Raw genomic sequence first — 19,207 nt, 5'->3', positions numbered from 1 at the left:
TCGCTCATGTACGTCGATGGTTTCGTCGCCGCCGTCCCGACCGCCAACCGGGAAGCGTATCGCGCCCATGCGCAGGCTGCTTCGGTCGTGTTCCAGGAGCACGGCGCGCTCTCTCTGGTCGAATGCTGGGGCGACGACGTCCCCGAGGGCAAGATCAACTCGCTGCACACGGCGGTGCTGCGCAAGCCCGACGAGACCGTCGTGTTCTCCTGGATCACCTGGCCGGACAAGGCCACCCGCGACGCCGGCCTGCAGAAGGTGTTCGCGGATCCGCGCATGGCGCCGGAGGCGAACCCGATGCCCTTCGACGGATCGCGGATGATCTTCGGCGGGTTCGAGATGATCGTGGGGCCGTGAGATGGTCGGTGAACGAGGAGACGGCCAGATGATCCGGCCGGGCAGGAACATCGCCATCAAGGCACCGCTCTGGCGCTGGGAGGAGACGGTGGCCTTCTACCGCGACCGCGCCGGGCTCGCGGTGGTGAAGGAGCTCGAGAACAGCGTCGCGTTCGCCTTCGGCGAGATGACGCTGTGGGTCGATCGTGTCGCGACGCAGAGCCAGGTCGACGTGTGGCTCGAGCTGTTCACGGACGATCCGGGCTCGGCGCTGGAGACGCTCGGCGGGCCGCGTCGCGACGAGCTGGAGCCGCTGGAGGGCGTGACCGGCCATTGGACATCCGACCCCGCCGGTGTGATTCTCCTGGTGCGCAAGCCGTGAGCATCGCACGGGGCGCCGCCCGCGAGGACACTCCGGCGCGAGCCGTCCCGGGGGGACTCGCGGGCGGCCGAGGCGGCCCCGCTAACGGGAGGCTCGAAGGAGACGTGACCTCATGCCGAAGATCGACGTCCGCTCCGTACCCGAGCGTGTCGGCGTGGGCTACCCGGACCCGTTCGAGTCGACCAGCGCAGGGCGGGGCCGCCGACGCCTCGGCGATGCGGCGGGGCTGACGGCCTTCGGGGTGAACCTGACGCGGCTCCCGCCGGGGCAATGGTCGAGCCAGCGGCATTGGCATTCGCACGAGGACGAGTTCGTCATGGTGCTCGCGGGCGAGCTGGTGCTCGTCGAGGACGGCGGCGAGACCGTTCTGCGTGCGGGCGATTGCGCCGCCTTCCCGAAGGGCTCCGGCGACGGCCACCACATGATCAACCGGTCGGACGCCGAGGCGGTCTACCTCGAGGTCGGCTCGCGCCATCCCGACGACCTGACGACCTGCTCGGATGTCGACATGACGAGCAGCAATGCCGACGGACGGTTCTTCCGCAAGGACGGCACGCCGTATTCCCGCTGACGAGCGGGCCGGCGTCAACGCGAGGGAGCTCGAAGACCATGCTGATCGGCACATGCCACTGCCGGGCGACCGGGTGGGAGCTCGAGGGCGATCCCGGCTCGATCACGGTCTGCAACTGCACGCTCTGCCGACGCTGGGGCGTGCTGTGGGCCTACGACTGGGAGGGCGAGCGCATGCACCTCACGGGCGAGAGCGCGACCTACACGCGGGCGGACCGGAGCGATCCGCATCTCGAGTTCCGCTTCTGCCCGACCTGCGCCTGCGTCCTCGCCTGGCGGGCGCGCCGACCCGACGCCGACGGCCGCCGGCGCATGGCGGTCAACGTGCGGCTCGCGCCGCCCGAGGCCGTCGCGGACCTGAGGATCGACTATTTCGACGGGCTCGACAGCTTCGAGGACCTCCCCGTCGATGGCCGCTGTGTTCGCCACTTCTGGTTTCGCGTCGACGATCCGGAGGCGAGCCGAGCCGCACCCGACGCTCCGACGAAAGGACCCTGACCATGGAACCGACGATCTACCTGTTCTTCGACGGCGACTGCCACGCGGCGATGAGCCGGTACGCGGACGTGCTCGGCGGCCGCATCGAGGGCGTCGTCCGCAACGCCGACGCACCCGATGCGCAGAGCCGGATGCCGGGCGGCGACGATCTCGTGATGAACATGAGCCTGCGGCTCGGCTCCGCCACGATCATGGCGTCGACGCACCGGGCGCCTGGTACGAGGTGCCGCGGGGCTTCCGCGTGCACATCGAGGCGACGTCGCGCGCCGAGTTCGACCGCGTCTACGATGCGCTGAGCGCCGACGCGCGCGAGGTCGCCATGCCACCGGGCGAGACGTTCTGGGCCGAGCGCTTCGCGATGTTCACCGACGGGCACGGCACGCCCTGGATGCTGAGCTACATGGGGGCGAAGGCCCACCGGGGGGCGGGATGATCGGGGCTGGCGACGTGAGGCGATGACGCTCCACGATCCGCAGCGGCGCACCCGACCACGACGCCCGGTCACCCGAACAGCAGGTTCCGCTGGAGCGGCTCGGCCCGGCGACGGACGCCTGATCACCGCGCGACCGCGACGGGCTCGAGCCGGCTCCCCGCCCCGTCGACCACCAGCGCCGCGCCGGCGAAGACGTCGAGCCCCTCGCGGGCGTAGCGCTCCGCGCGGGCGGTGTGGAAGGCGAGGTTGCCGAGCCCCAGCGCCGCGACGCCGCCGGCTTCGCCGGTGAGCAGGCCATGGGCGACGGGCGGCCCGTGGGCGGCGACGACGTCCGCGCCGAGCGCGAGAAGGCGGGCGGCGATCCCGTCGAGCCATTCGGGCGGGCGCGTCCAGTCCGGCGCCCAGTGGTGATGGTGCAGCGAGACGAGGGCGCGGTCGGCCTCGCGCCGCGCGGCGCCGATCGCCGCGGCGAGGCGGTCGACGTCGGCGGGATCGATCGCGTGCTCCTCGCGGGGGCCGTCGCCGGCCACGAGGGCGAGGCCGTAGAAGCTCGCCCCGCCGGGCGGCGCGTCGTAGCCGATCGCGACGCGCCGGGCGGCGCGCTCCGCCTCGCCGGTGGCGCGGGCGATGGCGGCGAAACGGGCGACGTCGGCCGGCGGCAGCACGAGGCGGCGGTGCACCCTCAGCGGGTTGACGCCCGGCCCGTCCCCCGCGATCGCCCAATCCGGGGTCGGCCCGCAATCGGCGGCGATCAGCGCGACGCCCGCCCGGATCGCCGGGCGCGCGGCCTCCGCGGCGTCGCGCCCGGCACCGGCGACCGCGAAGCCCGCCGCCCGCGCGGCATCGCGGGTCGCGACGATGCCGGGATGGCCGTAGTCCCAGACGTGGTTGTTGGCGATCGAGACGTGTGTCACCCCGAGCGCGGCGAGCGCGGCGAGCGCCTCCGGCGGGGCGGGATGCACGGTCTTCGTCTTCATCCGCGTCGCGCCCGGCGGCGGCAGGCAGCCCTCGAGGTTGCAGAACACCGCCGCGGCGCCCCGCGCCAGCGCCAGAGTCGACTCCGGCCAGGCGAGCGGGCGGCGGATCAGCGCCTGCCCGAAGGCGACGAGACGGCTCACGACGCGACGCTCAGGACGAGCCGCGGCGGGCTGCTCGCGCCGCCGAGATGGAACGTCGTCGTCGCGATCCGCCGGCCGAGCGCCCGCCCCTCGGGCTCTCCGGTCTGCGGGTTGACGTCGAAGCGCGGGAAGCTCGAGCCCGCGATGTCGAGGCGGATGCGGTGGCCGGCGCGGAACAGGTTCGCCACCGGCGGCGCCGTGACCACGATGTCGGCGACCTCGCCGGGCGCCATCAGCCGCGGCTCGGCGAAGGAGCGGCGGTAGCGCAGGCGCAGGATGCCGTCCGTCAGGTTCATGGCGAAGCCCTGCGGGTAGTCCGCGGAGGGCGGCGCCCAGTCGACGAGCTTGATGGTGACGTCGATGTCCGGCGCGTCGGTCGAGAGCCGCAGGTGGACGCGTACCGGCCCGGCGATTTCGAGATCGTGCGCCAGCGGCGGCGTGGCGAAGACGAGGACGTCGCGCCGCGCCGCCAGCGGCAGGAAGGGCGCGCGCGCGCCGAAGGTCTCCGGCCCGGGCACCTGGTCGTAGGCGCCGCCCTCCATGATCGGCGCGCCCGAGGTGATCGCGCCGCCGAGGGAGGGCACCGGGTCCGCCGGGTCCGTCTGGATCGTGATCGCGCCCTCCGGCGCGGGATCGGCGGCGAGGAGGCCTCGGGCGTCGAGGAAGAACGGCGTCTCGACGGCGTCCGGCGGCGGGAAGGAGGCCGCCTCGCGCCAGGCGCCGCCGTGCGCGCGCCGGCCGTTCGCGTCGCGTCGCCCGCTGCCGCCGCCCATGCAGAACCAGCGGGCGGCGGGCGGGGACGCGCCGCGCGCGGGACGCGGCCCCATCCAGCGGTCGAACCAGGCCCGGCGCAGGCTCGCGTAGTCCGCCGCGATCGCCGCGTCGAGGGTCGAGCCTTCGCCGAAGTCGACGTCGCCCGCATGCGTCTGGCTGCGCCGACCGTGGAGCCACGGCCCCATCACAATCTCGGCGCGCCCGCCCGCGGCGGTGATGCCGCGGAAGTGCTCGCAGATCGTCTCGGCATAGGGGTCGTACCAGCCGCAGATCAGGAAGGTCGGCACCCGCGCGATGGCGTCGTAGTGGTCGGCCGCGTGGAGCTCCGGCCGGCGCCAGAAGCCGTCGAAGGCGCCGCGCTCCCATTGCTCGAAGAGGTAGTCCTCGTATTCCGGCACGTACCGCAGCGGCGAGTGCCCGCGCTTCCACGGCAGCGCCGCGAACCAGGCCGCGATGTCCTCCGCGTCGAGGGCGGCGGCGACGACGGGATCCGCCATGGCGGCGGGCGAGAGGCGGGCGTGCTTGAAGGCCCAGGTCGCCTGCTTGAGCTCGAAGGCGCCCCCCTTGCGCACGCCTCCCTGGTAGGCGTTCCAGAAGCCGCCGGAATCGAGGAACATCGCGGCGAGCCCGGGCGGGCGCAGCGCCGCCAGCGCGGTCTGGACGTGGGCGGAGTAGGACAGCCCGAACGTGCCGATCCGCCCGTCCGACCAGGGCTGCGCCCCGATCCAGGCGAGCGTGTCGACCCCGTCCTCGCCCTCGCCGAGATATTTGCGGAACACGCCCTCCGATCCGTACCGCCCGCGGCAATCCTGCATCACGACGGCGTAGCCCGCCCGCGCCAGGTCGGCCGCGATCAGGCCGTTGGGGCGCGGGACGGGGTCGGCGACGCTGATCTCGGAGAGCCGCGCCTCCGCCTTGCCGTAGGGCGTGCGGTGCAGGAGCGTCGGGTGCGGCCCGGGGAGCTGCACGCCGTCCCGGGCCGGAAGGGTCACGTCGGTCGAAAGCCGCACGCCGTCGCGCATCGGCACCATGACGTCCGAAAGGACGACGACGTCGCCAGCGGTGCCGTGCGTCTCGGGCGTGCGCGCGTCCATGGCGTCACTCGGCCTCCCGCGCGCCCATGGCGAGCGTGCGCTCGTCGCGCCGCGGCTCGAAGACGATGCCGTCGCGCGCCGCCCAGGCGAGGGACTGGAAGTAGAGCGGCACGAGGCCCGACTCCCCGAAGGCGATCGCCGCCGCCTCCTGCAGCGCCGCCTCGCGCTCCGCAGGATCGAAGATCTGCTTCGCCGCGGTGATGGCCGCGTCGAAATCCGGGTTCGCGTAGCGGAAGCGGTTGAGCGTGCCGCGGTCGTTCTCCTTGTCGTAGGAGTGCAGCACGCTCTCCAGGCCACGCGAGGCCTCGCCCGTGGAGTTGCCGTAGGAGAACAGGAAGGCGCCGTACTGGTTGTCGCCCGCCGCCTTGGCGAAGACGCTGTAGGGCAGCGTCTCGACACCGTTCACGGTGAGCCCGCCCCGTGCGAGGAGCTGGCCCACCGCCTGGGCCACGTCCCCGTCCTGGCTGAAGCGGTCGTTCGAGCCGTGGATGGTGATGCCGAACCCGTCCGGGTAGCCGGCCTCGGCGAGGAGCGCGCGCGCCGCCTCGAGATCCGGCTGCGGCACCCCGATCGCCGGGTTGAAGCCGAAGACGCCCTCGGGCACGATCTGGCTCGCCGGACCGCCGGAGCCGTAGAGCACCCGATCGACCAGCGCCTCGCGGTCGATCATCATCGAGATCGCGTTGCGCACCCGCGCGTCCTGCAGCGGGTTCTCCGGCAGCGGCGCGCCGGCATTGTCCGTGAGGTAGGGCGCGTCCTCGCGCTGGTTGAGCGCGAGATAGACGAGGCGCACGGTCGCCGTCTCGAACACGTCGATGCTCTCGTTGGCGCGCAGCGCCGGCAGGTCGGCGGGCGGGACGAGATCGATCAGGTCCACCGCGCCCGACAGGAGCGCCGCGACGCGGGCGGCGTCGTTGTCGATGAAGCGCATGGTGACGTTGGCGAAATGCGGCTTCTCGCCCCAGTAGTCGTCGTTGCGGGTGAGCTCGAGCCGGTCGCCGGGCGTCCAGGACACGAACTCGTACGGCCCTGTGCCGATCGCGGCCGCGCCGGAATTGAAGTCGGCGCTCTCGCGGCCTTCCGTCGCCGCCTTCGAGACGATGTAGATCGTGCCGATCGTCTCCATGAAGAGCGGCGTCGGCGCCTTGGTGGTGAAGCGGATCGTATGGTCGTCGACGATCTCCATCGCCTCGATGTCCGCCACCGACTGGGCGAAGGAGGCGGGCGAGTTCGGCACGTTCGGCGCGCGCTCGAGCGAGTAGACGACGTCGGCGGCCGTGAAGGGTGATCCGTCGTGGAAGCTGACGCCCTCGCGCAGCTTCACCTCCCAGGTGAGGTCGTCGATCGCCTCCCAGCCGACGGCGAGGCCCGGCCGGGCACGCACGTTGGCGTCCGTCAGCAGCAGCCGGTCGAAGACGTGCAGCGCCGTCATCTGGTTGGGGCCGGTGCGGGAGAATTGCGGGTCGATCGACTGGGGCTCGTTGCCGCGGCCGATGGTGAGGTCCTGCGCGAGCGCGGGCAGGCTCGCGGCGGCCAGCGCGGCCGCCAGGAGCAGGCTGGAAAGGGGCTTCATCCGTTCCTCCGTTATGCTTGGTCGTCGAGGTGGCACGCGGCGGCGCGCCCGGGCGCGACGTCGTCGAGCACGGGGGCCTCCTCCCGGCAGCGGGCGAAGGCGCGGGGGCAGCGCGTGTGGAAGGCGCAGCCCGGGGGCGGCGCCAGCGGAGAGGGGATCTCCCCCGTCAGCGGCGCGTAGACGCGCCGGCCCTGCCCGACCCGCGGCGCCTCGGCGAGGAGGGCGCGGGTATAGGGATGCGCGGGCGCGGCGAAGATCTCGGGCGTCGGACCGATCTCGACGATGCGGCCGAGATACATGATGGCGACCCGGTCGGTGATGTGCTCGACGACGCCGAGGTCGTGCGAGATGAACAGGTAGGTGAGCCCGCGCCGCTCGCGCAGATCCATGAACAGGTTGAGGATCTGCGCCTGGATGGAGACGTCGAGCGCCGCCACCGCCTCGTCGCAGACGAGGGCGGCGGGCGAGACCGCGAGCGCACGGGCGATGCCGATGCGCTGGCGCTGGCCGCCGGAGAACTGGTGCGGGTAGCGGCGCATGTAGCTCGGGTCGAGCCCGACCTCGCGCATCAGCCCCGCCACCAGCTCGTCGCGTTCCCTGCGCGAGACGAGCCCGTGCGCGACCGGCGCCTCGCCGATGGCGGCACCGACGCGCTTCCTCGGGTTGAGGGAGGACATCGGGTCCTGGAAGATCATCTGGACCTCGAGCCGGGCGCGCTTCGCCCGCGCCGCGTCCCAGCGCGCCTCCTCCATGCCCTCGAACAGGAAGTCCCCCGCGGTCTTCTCGTGCACGCCGGCGAGGAGGCGGCCGAGCGTGGACTTGCCGCAGCCCGATTCACCCACGAGCCCGAGCGCCTCGCCCCGCGCCACCGCGAAGGAGACGCCGTCCACGGCCCGCAGGACCGGCGGCGGAGGCAGGAGGCCGAGCGCGATCGCGGCGCGCTCGACGACGTCGGGCTTGCGCACGAAGTGCTTGGTGACGCCGCGCACCTCGAGATGCGGAGCCTGCACCTGCGCGAAGGGCGCGGCGGCGGGGGTGCTCGCGAGCGCGGTCATGCCGCCTCCTGCCGCACGAGAGGCGCGTGGCAGCGCACGCTGCGCCCCGGCGCGATCGCGACGATGGGCGGCTCGCTCGCGCAGGCGGCGGTGGCGATCGGGCAGCGCGGGGCGAAGGGGCATCCCGGCGGGAGGTCCAGCAGCGAGGGCGTCATGCCCGGGATCTGCCGCAGGCGTGCGCCCGCGAGCGCCCCACCGGGAAGCGAGTCGAGGAGCCCGCGGGTGTACGGATGCGCCGGGGCGGCGACCACCTCCTCCGCCGGCCCCTCCTCCACGATGCGGCCGGCGTACATCACGCAGACCCGGTCGGCGAGGCTCTCGACCACGGCGAGGTCGTGGCTGACCCAGACCAGGGCCGCGCCGGTCTCGGCGACGAGGCGCTGCATCTCGTAGAGGATCTGACCCTGGATGGTGACGTCGAGCGCCGTCGTCGGCTCGTCGGCGAGGATCAGCGCCGGGCTGTGCAGCAGCGCGATGGCGATCGCCACGCGCTGGCGCATGCCGCCCGAGAACTGGTGCGGATAGGCGCGGATGCGCTCCGCCGGCGCCGGGATGCCGACGCGCGCCAGCGCCTCGATCGCCCGCGCCCGCGCGGCCTTGGCGGAGACCCGCTCGTGGGCGCGGATCGCCTCCACCATCTGCGTCTCGATGCGCAGGACGGGGGTGAGCGTCATCAGCGGATCCTGGAAGATCATGGCGATCTCCCGGCCGCGCAGGCGCCGCAGCCGCGCCGGGTCGGCGCCGACGAGCTCCTCGCCGCGAAAGCGGATCGAGCCCGCGACGATGCGCCCGGGCGGGTCGACGAGGCCGAGCACCGAGAAGCTCGCCACAGACTTGCCCGAGCCGCTCTCGCCGACGATGCCGACGATCTCGCCCGCGCGCACCGCGAGGTCGAGCCCGTCGACGGCGCGCACCACGCCCGCGCGGGTGTGGAAATGGGTCTCGAGCCCGGTGATCTCGAGGAGCGCGCTCATGCCACGGCCCGCGGGTTGAGCACGTCGCGCAGCCGGTCGCCGACGACGTTGATGGCGAAGATGAGCGCGAGCAGCAGCAGGCCCGGGAAGACGCTGATCCAGTAGAGCCCCGCCAGCATCACGTTGAAGCCGTTGGAGATGAGGAGGCCCAGCGACGGCTCGGTGATCGGCAGGCCGAGCCCGAGGAACGACAGCGTCGCCTCGGCCGAGATCGCGCTCGCCACCTGCATCGTCGCGATCACGATGATCGGCGGCAGGCAATTGGGCGCGAGGTGGCCGAAGACGATGCGCGTGTGCGAGAGCCCGAGCGAGCGCGCCGCCTCGACGTATTCCTTCGCCCGCTCGGAGAGCGCGGTGGCGCGCACGGCACGGGCGAAATAGGCCCATTGCACCAGCACGAGGGCGAACACCACCTTCTCGACGCCCTGGCCGAGGATGGCGAGCACCATCAGCGCGACGAGGATCGTCGGGAAGCCCAGCATGAAGTCGACGAGCCGCATGATCGCGGCGTCCACCACGCCCCCGGCATAGGCGGCGACGAGGCCGAGCGAGACGCCCACCGCGATCGCCAGCGCGCCGGAGAAGACGCCGACGAACAGGCTCGTGCGCAGGCCGTAGATCATCGCCGAGAGCATGTCGCGGCCCTGCCCGTCGGTGCCGAGCAGGTAGAGCGTGCCCTCGGGGGTGACGGTCAGCGGCGGCAGGCGCGAGTCGAAGAAGCTGATGGCGCGCAGGTCGTAGGGGTCCTGCGGCGCGATCCAAGGGCCGACGACGGCGAGGAGCAGGAAGAGGACGCAAACGCCGAGCGCCACGACCGCCGAGCGCTTCTCTGCGAACTCCTCCCACACCGCCCCGAGCGGCGAGGGTGCGGGCCTCGGCGCGGGTGCCGGCGGCGCGGCGGTCTTCTCGGGCGAGAGCGCCGTCATGCCCGCCTCCCCAGCCGCACCCGCGGGTCGAGCAGGGAATAGAGCACGTCGACGACGAGGTTGATGACGATGAACAGGAAGGTGACGACCAGCAGGTAGGCGGCGACCACCGGACGATCGAGGTTGTTGATCGAGTCGATGATCAGCTTGCCCATGCCCGGCCAGGCGAAGATCGACTCCGTGATCACCGCGAAGGCGATCACCGAGCCGAGCTCCATCCCGAGCACCGTGACGATCGGCGCCGCGATGGTCTTGCCGACGTGCAGCCCGACGATCCGGCTCTCGCCCATGCCCTTGGCGCGGGCGAACTTGACGAAGTCGAGCGGCATCGTCTCGCGCACCTGCGCGCGCGTCAGCCGGATCATCAGCGCGACCTTGAACAGCGCGAGGTTCGTCGCCGGCAGGATCAGGTGCCGGATCCCGTCCCAGGTCGCGAGGCTCGTCTCAATGCCGAGGATCGTCCCCGTCTCCCCGCGGCCGCTCGACGGCAGCCAGCCGAGGAAGATCGAGAAGACCAGGATGAGCATCAGCCCCTGCCAGAAGTTCGGCAGGGAGAAGCCCAGGATCGAGCCCGTCACGATCGCCGAATCCGCCCGCGAGCCGGGCTTGAGGCCGGCGTAGAGGCCGAGCGGCACGCCGATCACCAGCGCGATCAGCATGGCGCACAAGGCGAGCTCGAGCGTCGCCGGCATGCGCTGGAAGATCAGCGTGATCGAGGGGATGTTGAAGACGAACGAGGTGCCGAGGTCGCCCTGGAGCGCGTTGGCGAGGAAGATGCCGTATTGGGTCCAGATCGGCCGGTCGAGGCCGAGCGCCACGATGGCGGCTTCGCGCTCCGCGGCGGTCGCGTCGTCCGGGAGCAGGATGTCGGCGGGGTCGCCGACCGCATAGAGGCCGGTGAAGACGACGAGCGAGACCGCGAGGAGCACGAGCCCCGCCTGCAGCGCCCGCCTGACGATGAACAGGACCATGGACCGGCTCGCTCCCCTTCCCGGGCGCTTGGTGCGCCACCTGCGCGTCTTCGCGTCGCTTGTCAAAAGAACCGTGCGTCGGGCTTCCCCAGCGCGCAATCTTATTGTCTGATGCCCGCCGGCCATAAGTGGAGCTTATGCGAATGACGCCTGCGATCCTGCGCCGTCTCGAGATCTTCTGTGCCGTGATCGAGGCCGGCGGGGCCACGCAGGCGGCGGCGCGGCTGTCGCTGTCGCAGCCCGCCGTGAGCCAGCAGATCGCCCGGCTCGAGGACGAGCTCGGCCTCGCCCTGTTCGCCCGCGCCAACGGGCGGCTGTCGCCCACCGAGAGCGCGCTGGTGCTCTACGAGGAGGCGAGCCACGCCTTCGACGGGCTGGAGCGCGTCGTCAACCTCGCCCGCGACATCCGCGGGCTGGAGCGCGGCCTCCTGCGCATCGCCGCGCCGCACTCTACGGCGGGCACGCTGCTGCCGCTGGCGCTGAAGCGGCTCGCCGCGGGGCGCGACCGCCTGCGCTTCGACGTGCGGCTCGGGCGCTACGAGAGCATCGTCGGCATGGTGGCGGCGCGCGAGGTCGATCTCGGCATCGCCAAGGCGCCGCTGCTGGCGCCGGGGGTGGAGGCGGTGGAGATCGGCGCGAGCGGCCTCGTCGCCGTGGCGGCGGCGGGCTCGCCGCTCGCGGCGCAGCCGGTGCTGCGGCTCTCGGACCTCGCGGGTGAGCCCCTGATCATGATCGGCCGCGGCCGGCCATGGCGCGACGAGATCGACGTCGCCTTCCGCCGCCGGCGCCTGCCCGTCCGCGTCGCCGTCGAGACGCAGTCCGTCGCCTCGGCGATCGGCTTCGCGGCGGCCGGCTTCGGCATCGCACTGACGCCGGACTGGTTCGCCGACGCGATGGCGCGCACGGACGTGGTGATCCGCCCGGTCGACATCGGCATCTCCCACCGCTTCCTCGTCGTGCACCCCGCCCGCGCCGGCTCCCGCGCGCTGGCGGAGGCCTTCGCCGAGGCGATCCGCGCCGTGCGCGCGCAGATGGTCGGGCCGACCGGAACGGAGGCGGTGGAAACGCCGCCGCGCATCCGCTAGCGTTTATCCGAGGTTGTCGCGCGCGCAGCGCCCCCCGGAGGACCGATGCCGTCTGGATATGTGATCCTTGCTTCCCGTGCCATGCATCCGGACCTCGACGCATGAAGGTGCTCGCCGTCTCCGACATCCACATCGACTATGCCGAGAACCTCGCCTGGCTGCGGGGCCTGTCGCGGGTCGACCACCGCGAGGACGTGCTGATCCTGGCCGGCGACGTCTCGAGCGCGCTGCCGCTCGTCGGCACCGGCCTCGCGCTCCTGGCCGAGCGCTTCCGCGTGGTCCTGTTCGTGCCGGGCAACCACGACCTCTGGGTCGGCCCCGATCCCGCCGACGGCGATTCCTTCGCCAAGTACCGCGCCGTCGAGCGGGTCGCCCGCGAGAGCGGCGCGACGCTGGGCGAATGGCGCGAGGGGGCGCTGCGGATCGTGCCCCTGCTCGGCTGGTACGACTTCAGCTTCGGCGAGCCCGAACCGAAGCTGCTCGCGTCCTGGGCCGACTTCCGCGCCTGCCGCTGGCCCGCCGGCTTCGGCGCGCCGGAGGTCGCCTCGGAATTCCTGCGGCGCAACGAGCCGCTGCGTCCCGCCACGGACGCGGTGACGCTGACCTTCTCCCACTTCCTGCCGCGCATCGACGTGATGTCGCGGCGCATTCCCGACACCTACGGCTTCCTCCACCCGGTGCTCGGCAGCCGGCGCCTGGACGAGCAGGTGCGCGCGCTCGGCGGCCGCCTGCACGTCTACGGCCACAGCCACGTCAACCAGCGCACGGAGCGCGACGGGGTCACCTACGTCAACAACGCCTTCGGCTATCCGCGGGAGCGGCGGATCGCGCGCAAGCAGCTCGTGTGCGTGTACGAGACATGAGCGCGCCGCCGGCCGACGCACGGGACCGGCCGGGGGACGGCGTCGATCTCTGGATCAGCCGGATCGGCGACGTGCGCGCCACGCACGGCCTCGTCGACGCCTATCGCGACCTGATGACGGAGGAGGAGCGCGCACGCGAGCGGCGCTTCCACTTCGAGGCCGACCGGCTGCGCTACGCGACCGCCCGCGCGCTCGTGCGCACGACGCTCTCCCGCTACGGGGCGCGCGAGGCGCGGGCGTGGCGCTTCACGGCGGATCGCTTCGGCAAGCCGCATCTCGACGCCGACGGGGCCGCTGCCGTGCCGGGGCTCTCCTTCAACCTCTCGCATTCCGGCGATCTCGTGGTGCTCGCGGTGGCCGCCGGGTGCACCGTGGGCGTCGACGTCGAGCGGATCCGTGACCGGGGCAATCTCCCCGGCCTCGCCGCTCACGTCTTCGCGCCCGAGGAGGCGCAGGCGCTCGCACGGGTCGACCCGGTGGCGCGCGCGTACAGGTTCTTCGAGCACTGGACCTTGAAGGAAGCCTACATCAAGGCGCGCGGGATGGGGCTCTCGCTCTCCCTGTCGTCCTTCGGGTTCGACCTCGACACGCCCGGCGCGATCCGCTTCTCGACCCGAGAGCCCGACCAGGACGCCGCCGCCTGGAGCTTCTGGCGCGGCGACCCGGACCCGGAGCATCCGCTCGCCCTGTGCATCGGCGCCGCTGCGCTCCCGGCGATCCGCACCACGGCGGTCACGCCGCTGGTCGGCACGCGCCGCTCGCCGCTCGCGGCGGGACGCACGAGTGCGCCACCATGAGCCGGCGCGAACGGTGGCCGGCTCCAGGAGGCCCACGAGCGGAAGGACGCCCGGCCCCGAGGGTGTCCGGCCATGCGTGAATGTGATGAACCCGGGCGTTCCGGGAGCCCGCACCGACGCCCGTCGTGCGCCTCGACCTGGAGATCCGGGAAGATGGTGGGCGCGACAGGGATTGAACCTGTGACCCCTACGATGTCAACCTATGCGCAGAGCAGCGCGCAACCGGCTTTACCTTGGAATCACAGGCACTTAGCGCAAACACAGATCGGGCGTGAACTCCAGTTCGTGGGCGATTTGGGCCCGATTTGGTGGCGGTGTTGGCAACAGTTGGCAACGAAGCCGTAGCTTCGCGCGCGCCCAAACACGTCATCCCGATCCCATCGCAACACCCGCTGGCTGGCGAGTGCGGCATCTGCGTTGCTGAGGCCCACCTTACAGGCCAGCCTCCTTCGGCCACGGTCGGCCAGCGGATATGTCGGGGTGACGAGGCTCGTCGTTCAATCGCCCATTCTCGTCCCGAAGCAGATCGAGCGTCACAAGGCACTTTTCGGCAAGCGTTCCAGCCGCATCACCGGCCATAAGCATGCTGAACAGACGCATGCGAAGCTCCGGGAGCGGGGTCCCATACTCCTCGAAGAGTACATCACTTTCATCGACTGGCCGCCTATTGATTGCCAGGCCGCGCAGCGCTCGAACGAGCCGCGACTCCGAATAATGCCCCTGCAAGCAGGAATCGAAAAGGATCATAAATTGCTCCTCTCCGCGGACTTCTTCGATTGCTGATATCAACAAAGCACGCGAATCCTCCTTTTGGACCATCTGCAAACCTCCGGTCAGCAACGACCTGACCTCAACTGATCGGCTTGCGTGGTTAGCCAGGAATTTGGCCAAAAAGCTATGCTCAAGCGGCTGCATCTCTCCTGAAACTACTTGCTCTATCAAAAACACAGCAGCTTCGGATGTATCAAGTTTTGTGATCGCAATCTGCCAATCCCGGCAGCGTTTTAGAGAAGGAACTTGTACAGCTAGCTGCTCAAGTAGAGCCAGCCCTTGCCTTGTCGGACCGTAAGGAATTACGTGAAGCAGCCGCTTGAACGTACTCGCGTGTTGGTACGGCCCCGGTAGCCCCTGGACGATTTTGATTAGCGCGAAAGGATCGTCTGCAAAAGGAAACAGAACCATCCAGTCCAGTAGCTCTCCTCGATCTCGATCCAGCCGCCATGGCGATTGATCTGCCGCCGTGAGCAGCTCCTTCACTCCCGCAACAAGCAAGGCAGAAGGGATGACCTCTCCTGAACGGGCTGCTGCCGCGAGCATCCGACGCATAAGCGGCGCCTGTTCTTGCGCATCGAAGAAATGCTCTAAGTCAGCTCGCTTGTTTCCGTGAGGAAGAGCAAGCCCAACGGAAGCTAAAGAGACTGCGTGCGTCCAGCCCGCAGGTCCAGGTTTCGACCGAACGATTTGGCGAATAACATCGAATATTGCCTCACCAAATTCAGACGTCGGCATCAATCCTTTTTCTCGGGTGCCCCGCCGCTTCATATGCTGAGAGTAGTCGTCGATCCAGACTGAACGGCGAGCGCTCTCCTTATCGCGCGACTTGTCCCATATGGTGAAAAGCGCCACCGCAGCGTCATGGCCCCAGAGATGGTCTGCAAGGTTCGCCTTGAGGATATCAACTGCTCGCCCACTGCCCATTGCTGCGAATGCGCTCGTGTACGATAGTGTATATCCAGTGATGTCGATATCACTCCGCAACTTTGCAGCGTTCCGAGCGGCTCGTGCTTCTTGCAACTTTTCGAGGTCTTGCCTCAGAAGCGCAAGGAGAACATCCGCAAGCGCTGGGTCTCCAAGCCGACCAACTGCACGCGCCAGGTTCGCCGCCAAATGCCTCGGGCCAGGCGACTTGGTAAGTAATTCGGCCCACCGTTCAAGCTTCATGCGCAGAAGTGCCTGGTATAAGTCGGGTATTGGCCTACACGATTCGCCGTCGCACCCGTGCCGCGCAACCAATTCTGAAACAACGCCGATCCGGACAAGATCGTCATCTTCAGCCAACTCGAGTATCACCGGGAAGAAGGCATCATCACGGGTTTGAGCTATTCTATCGATCAGCGCTCGCTCTTCTGCATAACGGGCAGCGTCGGCTCTGCCGCGGCTGAGAGCCTCTTGACGTGTTATAATGAGCCGCTCAACGAGTCGGTCGACGACGGCAGCTCCAACCATGCAAGCGGCAGCCTCCGACCGCCTGGGGTCACTGGAGAGGTCGAGAACTAGTTCAGCGATCTGACCGGTCTCAACGGTAGTGGCGTCGTTCAGAAAATCACGAACGCGGTACGGGATTGAGAACCCATTGGCGAGGCGCACGGCTAGAGCCTCTGCGACTTCCGATCCAAAATTCGCGTGGACCTCAACAATCAGATTTTGAACGTAAGCGTTATGCATGTTCAATTTTGGGTCGACCAGCAGCTTTCGAAGCGTAGCCACATCTGTCGCTCTCGACGAGACAAAGTATGCCAGCTGGCGATCGACCCTGGTCTCGGCGGCACGGAGCTTTTCACGTTCGTGTTCGATACGCGCTTGCAGCCGCGGGTCAGAAAAATCCAATGGATATCCGCTGTCAGCTAAAAGCCGCCAGACATCATCCGATGCGTTTTTGAGAATTTGAGCTACGTGATGACCAGCTCGCCGGAACTCAAGAGCCTGTATAACTTCAACGATAACTTCTGCTTCCTCCTCAGCGCCAGTAACCTCGACAACAAAATCTAAAGCTTCTAGATCGCCATACGCTGCAATCTCGACAAGAGCAATTTCTCGCTGCCGCTTCCCCAAATCTCGGAGCCTATTTTTCCTGCTGTCACCCAAAACACCAACCCGAAAGTGTTCCGCAGCACGAAACGTGGCGTACTGCACCTGGTCATCGACATTTCCCGCGAGCGGCCAGACGATCTCCGCAAACTCTGGCTTTCCGGACGTGATCACAAACCGGATGGCACGATCTATCTGGCCGGGAGAATGCCACTTTTCCACAAAGCGGAGAATGCTTGCACCAACGCGAGACCAAACGTCGCTGGATGCCCGCGCAATCATCTCCGCCGCAAAAACCGGATCGATGCCCAATGTTTCCAGAATGCAAACTTCGACGGCGGCCGCGCCCTCCTGATCACTGCGTGACAGACGTTCACAGGCGAACAAAACTGCCTCCTGCCAACTATAAAAATTGATTATCTTCTCACGCAACTCTATTCTTAGATCGTTCTGGTTAATTGCCGACCTCATCACTTCTTCTACGTGCCTAGACGCGTACCACTCCTGAAAGAGATGGTGCTGAAATGCGACGACCTTTGTGTCTCCGGCGGGCCGCACCAGAGCATGTGCGCCAACGAGGCCATCGACGACATCACCGGGGTTTGGCAGTTGACCGATTTGTCCTTCCTCTGCGAGACGCTTCATCGTCGTACTGATGATCCGATTCGCAGTCTCCTCGGACAGGACCGTACTGGCAGTCGAGTTCGCGTATGCAGCGAGGTTCTGTAAAATCAAGCTTTGGTGCCCGAGAGCGTCCCGATGCAGTCGCCCAGCTAGGTCCGATTGGCTTTCATGAACTTCAATGAAAGCGCTCAGGACTGCCTCTTTGGTTTCTGGAAACGACTGACTACCCGTCGTGGAAAGGAGGGCGTGAAGAAAGAGGGGATTCGCGACGATCTCACGAAGGCCCTTCGTCCGCCGCGCTCGGTCTAGAATTTGAACGCCAGCCTGTCCTCCAGCTGAAACGGCGATTTGCTCCTGAGCCTCGAACGTTAGCTCATCGAGAGACACAACTCGGCCCTTTATCGGGAGCTGCTGACGACGGGAGCTTATTAGAAGGCCTGTGGTTGGATAATCGCGCCGCAACCCCTTGAGTTCACTTTGCGCTCGCATCCGCGCTCCGGGTGACAACTCGTTCCACCCGTCAAGCAGCAACGCTAAGCCGCCGCGATACGCGATATGCATGAGATGCTCTCGTCGAAATGACGCAAAGGCAAACCGCCGCAACGTGAATTCAAAAATACTCTCACTGAATTCTGACCATTCGCTGAGTGGCACTAAAACGGGTATTTGAGGACAAGCCTCTAACATGTGTTCACCGACAGAAAGCAAAAATGTTGATTTTCCCACTCCGCCGGGCGCGACAAGGATGACCGGCTCAGCCATTGCGAGAAGCTGAGATACGCTTGCAGTATCCGCCTGTTCTGAATGCGGGCCTTCCGTGCTCACTGTTCGCGGCACACTAGGCCCAGGCCACGTGCTTGCCGAGCGGAAGGCGGCAAAATCTCTTCTCGTAGCTTCCCGAAGTTTGTGCTCGACGTGTTCGATCGTCTCCCCCGTTGGGAGGCCTAATCCGCTGAGGAAGCTGACATCGACGTCATCGAGTTCGTGCGACGGCACGACGCGGCCCATGGGACGTCCGGTCGCGACCGCCTGAAATGCACGTTCGATCGCTTCCGCTTTCCAGCGTCGCAAGACATCAAGCGTATATCTCTGATCATCCGAGTCGACGAGCTTGTGGCATGTTTGGCAGAGCCAGATACCGTTCGCTGGGCCTTTCCGCTCTGCTGACGTCATGGCAGCGACGTATCTTTTTCCGCCTGGCGCTGCGGCCGCGATGTGTGCTCCTTCGCCCAAGTTTACAGCGGCATTCTCAGCGACGGCAGGCCCGGATGTGGAACGTGTGCAGCTCGGATTGGAGCAGTGGTGCCCAACCTGGGCCGCAAGGATGCGAAGAGTGGCGGCGGAAAAATTGTCCCGCATTTGCTAAGCTTCTCTCCAGGCTGTTTGGGGCCTTGCATCGTCAGTCTAGGCGTCGGGCGCGAAGTGCTCAAGGACAAGACTGCGACGCGGCGTGCGCATGGCGCGACGCCCACGATTGGCGGCGATCTAAGAGAGTTTCACAGTCGAGGGAAGACTGTTGGTTCAGCGGGCCACGTCCGCTTCGCATCAGGCCATGACGCCAGATAATGCGCAAGCCTCCTCACGCTTGCCTGCCTGCCATGCAAGGCCCGTCGAACGCGACAGGTTAGGGTGCTTGGTGATCCAAGCGGTCTATGACCCGCTTGACCTGAACCGCGGTCCAGGCCCTTCCGCGCGGGGTCGGAATGCCTCGCGCATTCAGGCCCGCGGCGAGGTCCCGTAGGGACGAGCGCCCGGTGGCACGAAGCTCAGCGAGGATAGGCGAAAGATCGGTGGCGCGGCGGTCGGCGAGGGCGGTGCGGACGAGGCGGCCGGCAACGCGGCCGGCTTCCTGGTTCGACAGGTTCTCTGGCTTGCCGAGCCGGGCCCCTCGGGCCTTTGCCGCCGCGAGCGCCGCCTTCGTGCGCGCCGAGATCATCTTGCGCTCGGCTTGGGCGACCACGGCCATGATGCCGACCACCATCTCGTTGGCCTCGGGCATGTCGGCCGCCACGAAGCTGACGCCGGCCTTTTGCAGCCCGAGTAGGAAGTGCGCGTCTCGGGAGAGACGGTCGAGCTTTGCGATCACGAGCGTGGCCCCATGCATCCGACACAGGCGAAGCGCCTCCTCAAGCTTGGGGCGATCGTCGCGCTTGCCGCTCTCGATCTCCACGACCTCTGCGACGAGCTGCCAGTTCCCGCCGTTCAGGAAATCCTCAACCGCCTTCCGCTGCGCCTCCAGCCCCAGACCCGAGCGACCCTGCCGATCGGTCGAGACGCGCAGGTACGAGACGAACCGACCGCGAGCCATCTTCCCCTCCTCAGGCCG

17 protein-coding genes and 1 pseudogene are annotated in these 19,207 nt (G+C 68.4%); 9 read left to right on the top strand and 9 right to left on the bottom strand.

Annotated features, from left to right (window positions below; all coding sequences use genetic code 11):
- Positions 1 to 6: 6 nt before the first annotated feature.
- The 6 genes and pseudogenes from G407_RS0112260 (at position 7) to G407_RS32795 (ending at position 2,219) form a co-directional block, all read left to right on the top strand.
- Positions 7 to 357 carry a DUF1428 domain-containing protein gene (locus tag G407_RS0112260; RefSeq protein ID WP_043539652.1) on the top strand — a complete coding sequence of 117 codons (351 nt, stop codon included), beginning with the start codon at positions 7 to 9 and terminating at the stop codon, positions 355 to 357.
- Positions 358 to 385: 28 nt separating this feature from the next.
- Positions 386 to 718, top strand: a complete 333-nt coding sequence (locus tag G407_RS0112255; RefSeq protein WP_029031032.1) for a hypothetical protein — start codon at positions 386 to 388, stop codon at positions 716 to 718.
- A 112-nt stretch (positions 719 to 830) separates the two neighbouring features.
- Positions 831 to 1,289 carry a cupin domain-containing protein gene (locus G407_RS0112250; RefSeq protein ID WP_029031031.1) on the top strand — a complete coding sequence of 153 codons (459 nt, stop codon included), beginning with the start codon at positions 831 to 833 and terminating at the stop codon, positions 1,287 to 1,289.
- Positions 1,290 to 1,327: 38 nt separating this feature from the next.
- Positions 1,328 to 1,726: pseudogene (locus G407_RS27395) on the top strand (GFA family protein); the annotation flags it as partial.
- 62 nt (positions 1,727 to 1,788) lie between these two features.
- Positions 1,789 to 2,082 carry a VOC family protein gene (locus tag G407_RS27390; protein WP_210163112.1) on the top strand — a complete coding sequence of 98 codons (294 nt, stop codon included), beginning with the start codon at positions 1,789 to 1,791 and terminating at the stop codon, positions 2,080 to 2,082.
- On the top strand, positions 2,010 to 2,219 hold the full coding sequence (locus G407_RS32795; protein ID WP_342418137.1) for a VOC family protein: 210 nt from the start codon (positions 2,010 to 2,012) through the stop codon (positions 2,217 to 2,219). Before G407_RS27390 ends, G407_RS32795 begins: the two co-directional genes overlap by 73 nt.
- 122 nt (positions 2,220 to 2,341) lie before the next feature.
- Here the strand turns inward: G407_RS32795 and G407_RS0112235 are convergent, their stop codons facing one another.
- Genes G407_RS0112235 through G407_RS0112205 form a run of 7 tightly spaced genes read right to left on the bottom strand, consistent with a single transcriptional unit; the run spans position 2,342 to position 10,704 of the window.
- Positions 2,342 to 3,337, bottom strand: coding sequence for a CapA family protein (locus tag G407_RS0112235; RefSeq protein ID WP_029031030.1), 996 nt, complete (start codon positions 3,335 to 3,337; stop codon positions 2,342 to 2,344).
- A complete protein-coding gene (locus G407_RS27385; protein WP_084327491.1) occupies positions 3,334 to 5,205 on the bottom strand; it encodes a CocE/NonD family hydrolase in 1,872 nt (623 codons plus the stop codon). Before G407_RS27385 ends, G407_RS0112235 begins: the two co-directional genes overlap by 4 nt.
- Before the next feature lie 4 nt (positions 5,206 to 5,209).
- On the bottom strand, positions 5,210 to 6,778 hold the full coding sequence (locus G407_RS0112225; protein ID WP_029031029.1) for an ABC transporter substrate-binding protein: 1,569 nt from the start codon (positions 6,776 to 6,778) through the stop codon (positions 5,210 to 5,212).
- Positions 6,779 to 6,789: 11 nt separating this feature from the next.
- Complete coding sequence (locus tag G407_RS0112220; RefSeq protein ID WP_052341292.1) at positions 6,790 to 7,833, bottom strand: ABC transporter ATP-binding protein; 1,044 nt, start codon at positions 7,831 to 7,833, stop codon at positions 6,790 to 6,792.
- On the bottom strand, positions 7,830 to 8,807 hold the full coding sequence (locus G407_RS0112215) for an ABC transporter ATP-binding protein (protein ID WP_029031027.1): 978 nt from the start codon (positions 8,805 to 8,807) through the stop codon (positions 7,830 to 7,832). The genes G407_RS0112220 and G407_RS0112215 overlap by 4 nt, the downstream gene beginning before the upstream one ends.
- The gene (locus G407_RS0112210) at positions 8,804 to 9,733 is read right to left on the bottom strand and encodes an ABC transporter permease (RefSeq protein ID WP_029031026.1); all 930 of its coding nucleotides are present in this window, start codon (positions 9,731 to 9,733) and stop codon (positions 8,804 to 8,806) included. Before G407_RS0112210 ends, G407_RS0112215 begins: the two co-directional genes overlap by 4 nt.
- Positions 9,730 to 10,704, bottom strand: coding sequence for an ABC transporter permease (locus G407_RS0112205; protein WP_029031025.1), 975 nt, complete (start codon positions 10,702 to 10,704; stop codon positions 9,730 to 9,732). Before G407_RS0112205 ends, G407_RS0112210 begins: the two co-directional genes overlap by 4 nt.
- A gap of 143 nt (positions 10,705 to 10,847) precedes the next feature.
- Here G407_RS0112205 and G407_RS27380 point away from each other — a divergent pair, with 143 nt between their 5' ends.
- From G407_RS27380 to G407_RS27375, 3 genes are all read left to right on the top strand, one after another.
- Positions 10,848 to 11,789: a LysR substrate-binding domain-containing protein gene (locus G407_RS27380; protein WP_052341291.1), complete on the top strand. Its 942-nt coding sequence runs from the start codon at positions 10,848 to 10,850 to the stop codon at positions 11,787 to 11,789.
- Between the two features lie 101 nt (positions 11,790 to 11,890).
- Positions 11,891 to 12,652 carry a metallophosphoesterase gene (locus G407_RS0112195; protein ID WP_029031024.1) on the top strand — a complete coding sequence of 254 codons (762 nt, stop codon included), beginning with the start codon at positions 11,891 to 11,893 and terminating at the stop codon, positions 12,650 to 12,652.
- Complete coding sequence (locus G407_RS27375; RefSeq protein WP_052341290.1) at positions 12,649 to 13,449, top strand: 4'-phosphopantetheinyl transferase family protein; 801 nt, start codon at positions 12,649 to 12,651, stop codon at positions 13,447 to 13,449. Before G407_RS0112195 ends, G407_RS27375 begins: the two co-directional genes overlap by 4 nt.
- A 432-nt stretch (positions 13,450 to 13,881) precedes the next feature.
- Here G407_RS27375 and G407_RS31745 read toward each other — a convergent pair whose 3' ends face one another.
- Positions 13,882 to 18,054 (bottom strand): NACHT domain-containing protein, encoded by a 4,173-nt coding sequence (locus tag G407_RS31745; protein WP_156917568.1) that lies wholly within the window; start codon positions 18,052 to 18,054, stop codon positions 13,882 to 13,884.
- A gap of 451 nt (positions 18,055 to 18,505) precedes the next feature.
- Entirely contained in the window at positions 18,506 to 19,189 is a 684-nt protein-coding gene (locus G407_RS0112180) for a recombinase family protein (protein WP_043539649.1), read from the bottom strand.
- Positions 19,190 to 19,207: the final 18 nt, after the last annotated feature.

Origin of the sequence: Salinarimonas rosea DSM 21201 (assembly GCF_000429045.1) — a bacterium.
Taxonomy (GTDB): Bacteria; Pseudomonadota; Alphaproteobacteria; order Rhizobiales; family Beijerinckiaceae; genus Salinarimonas; species Salinarimonas rosea.
This window is presented reverse-complemented; position numbering and strand designations above follow the sequence as displayed.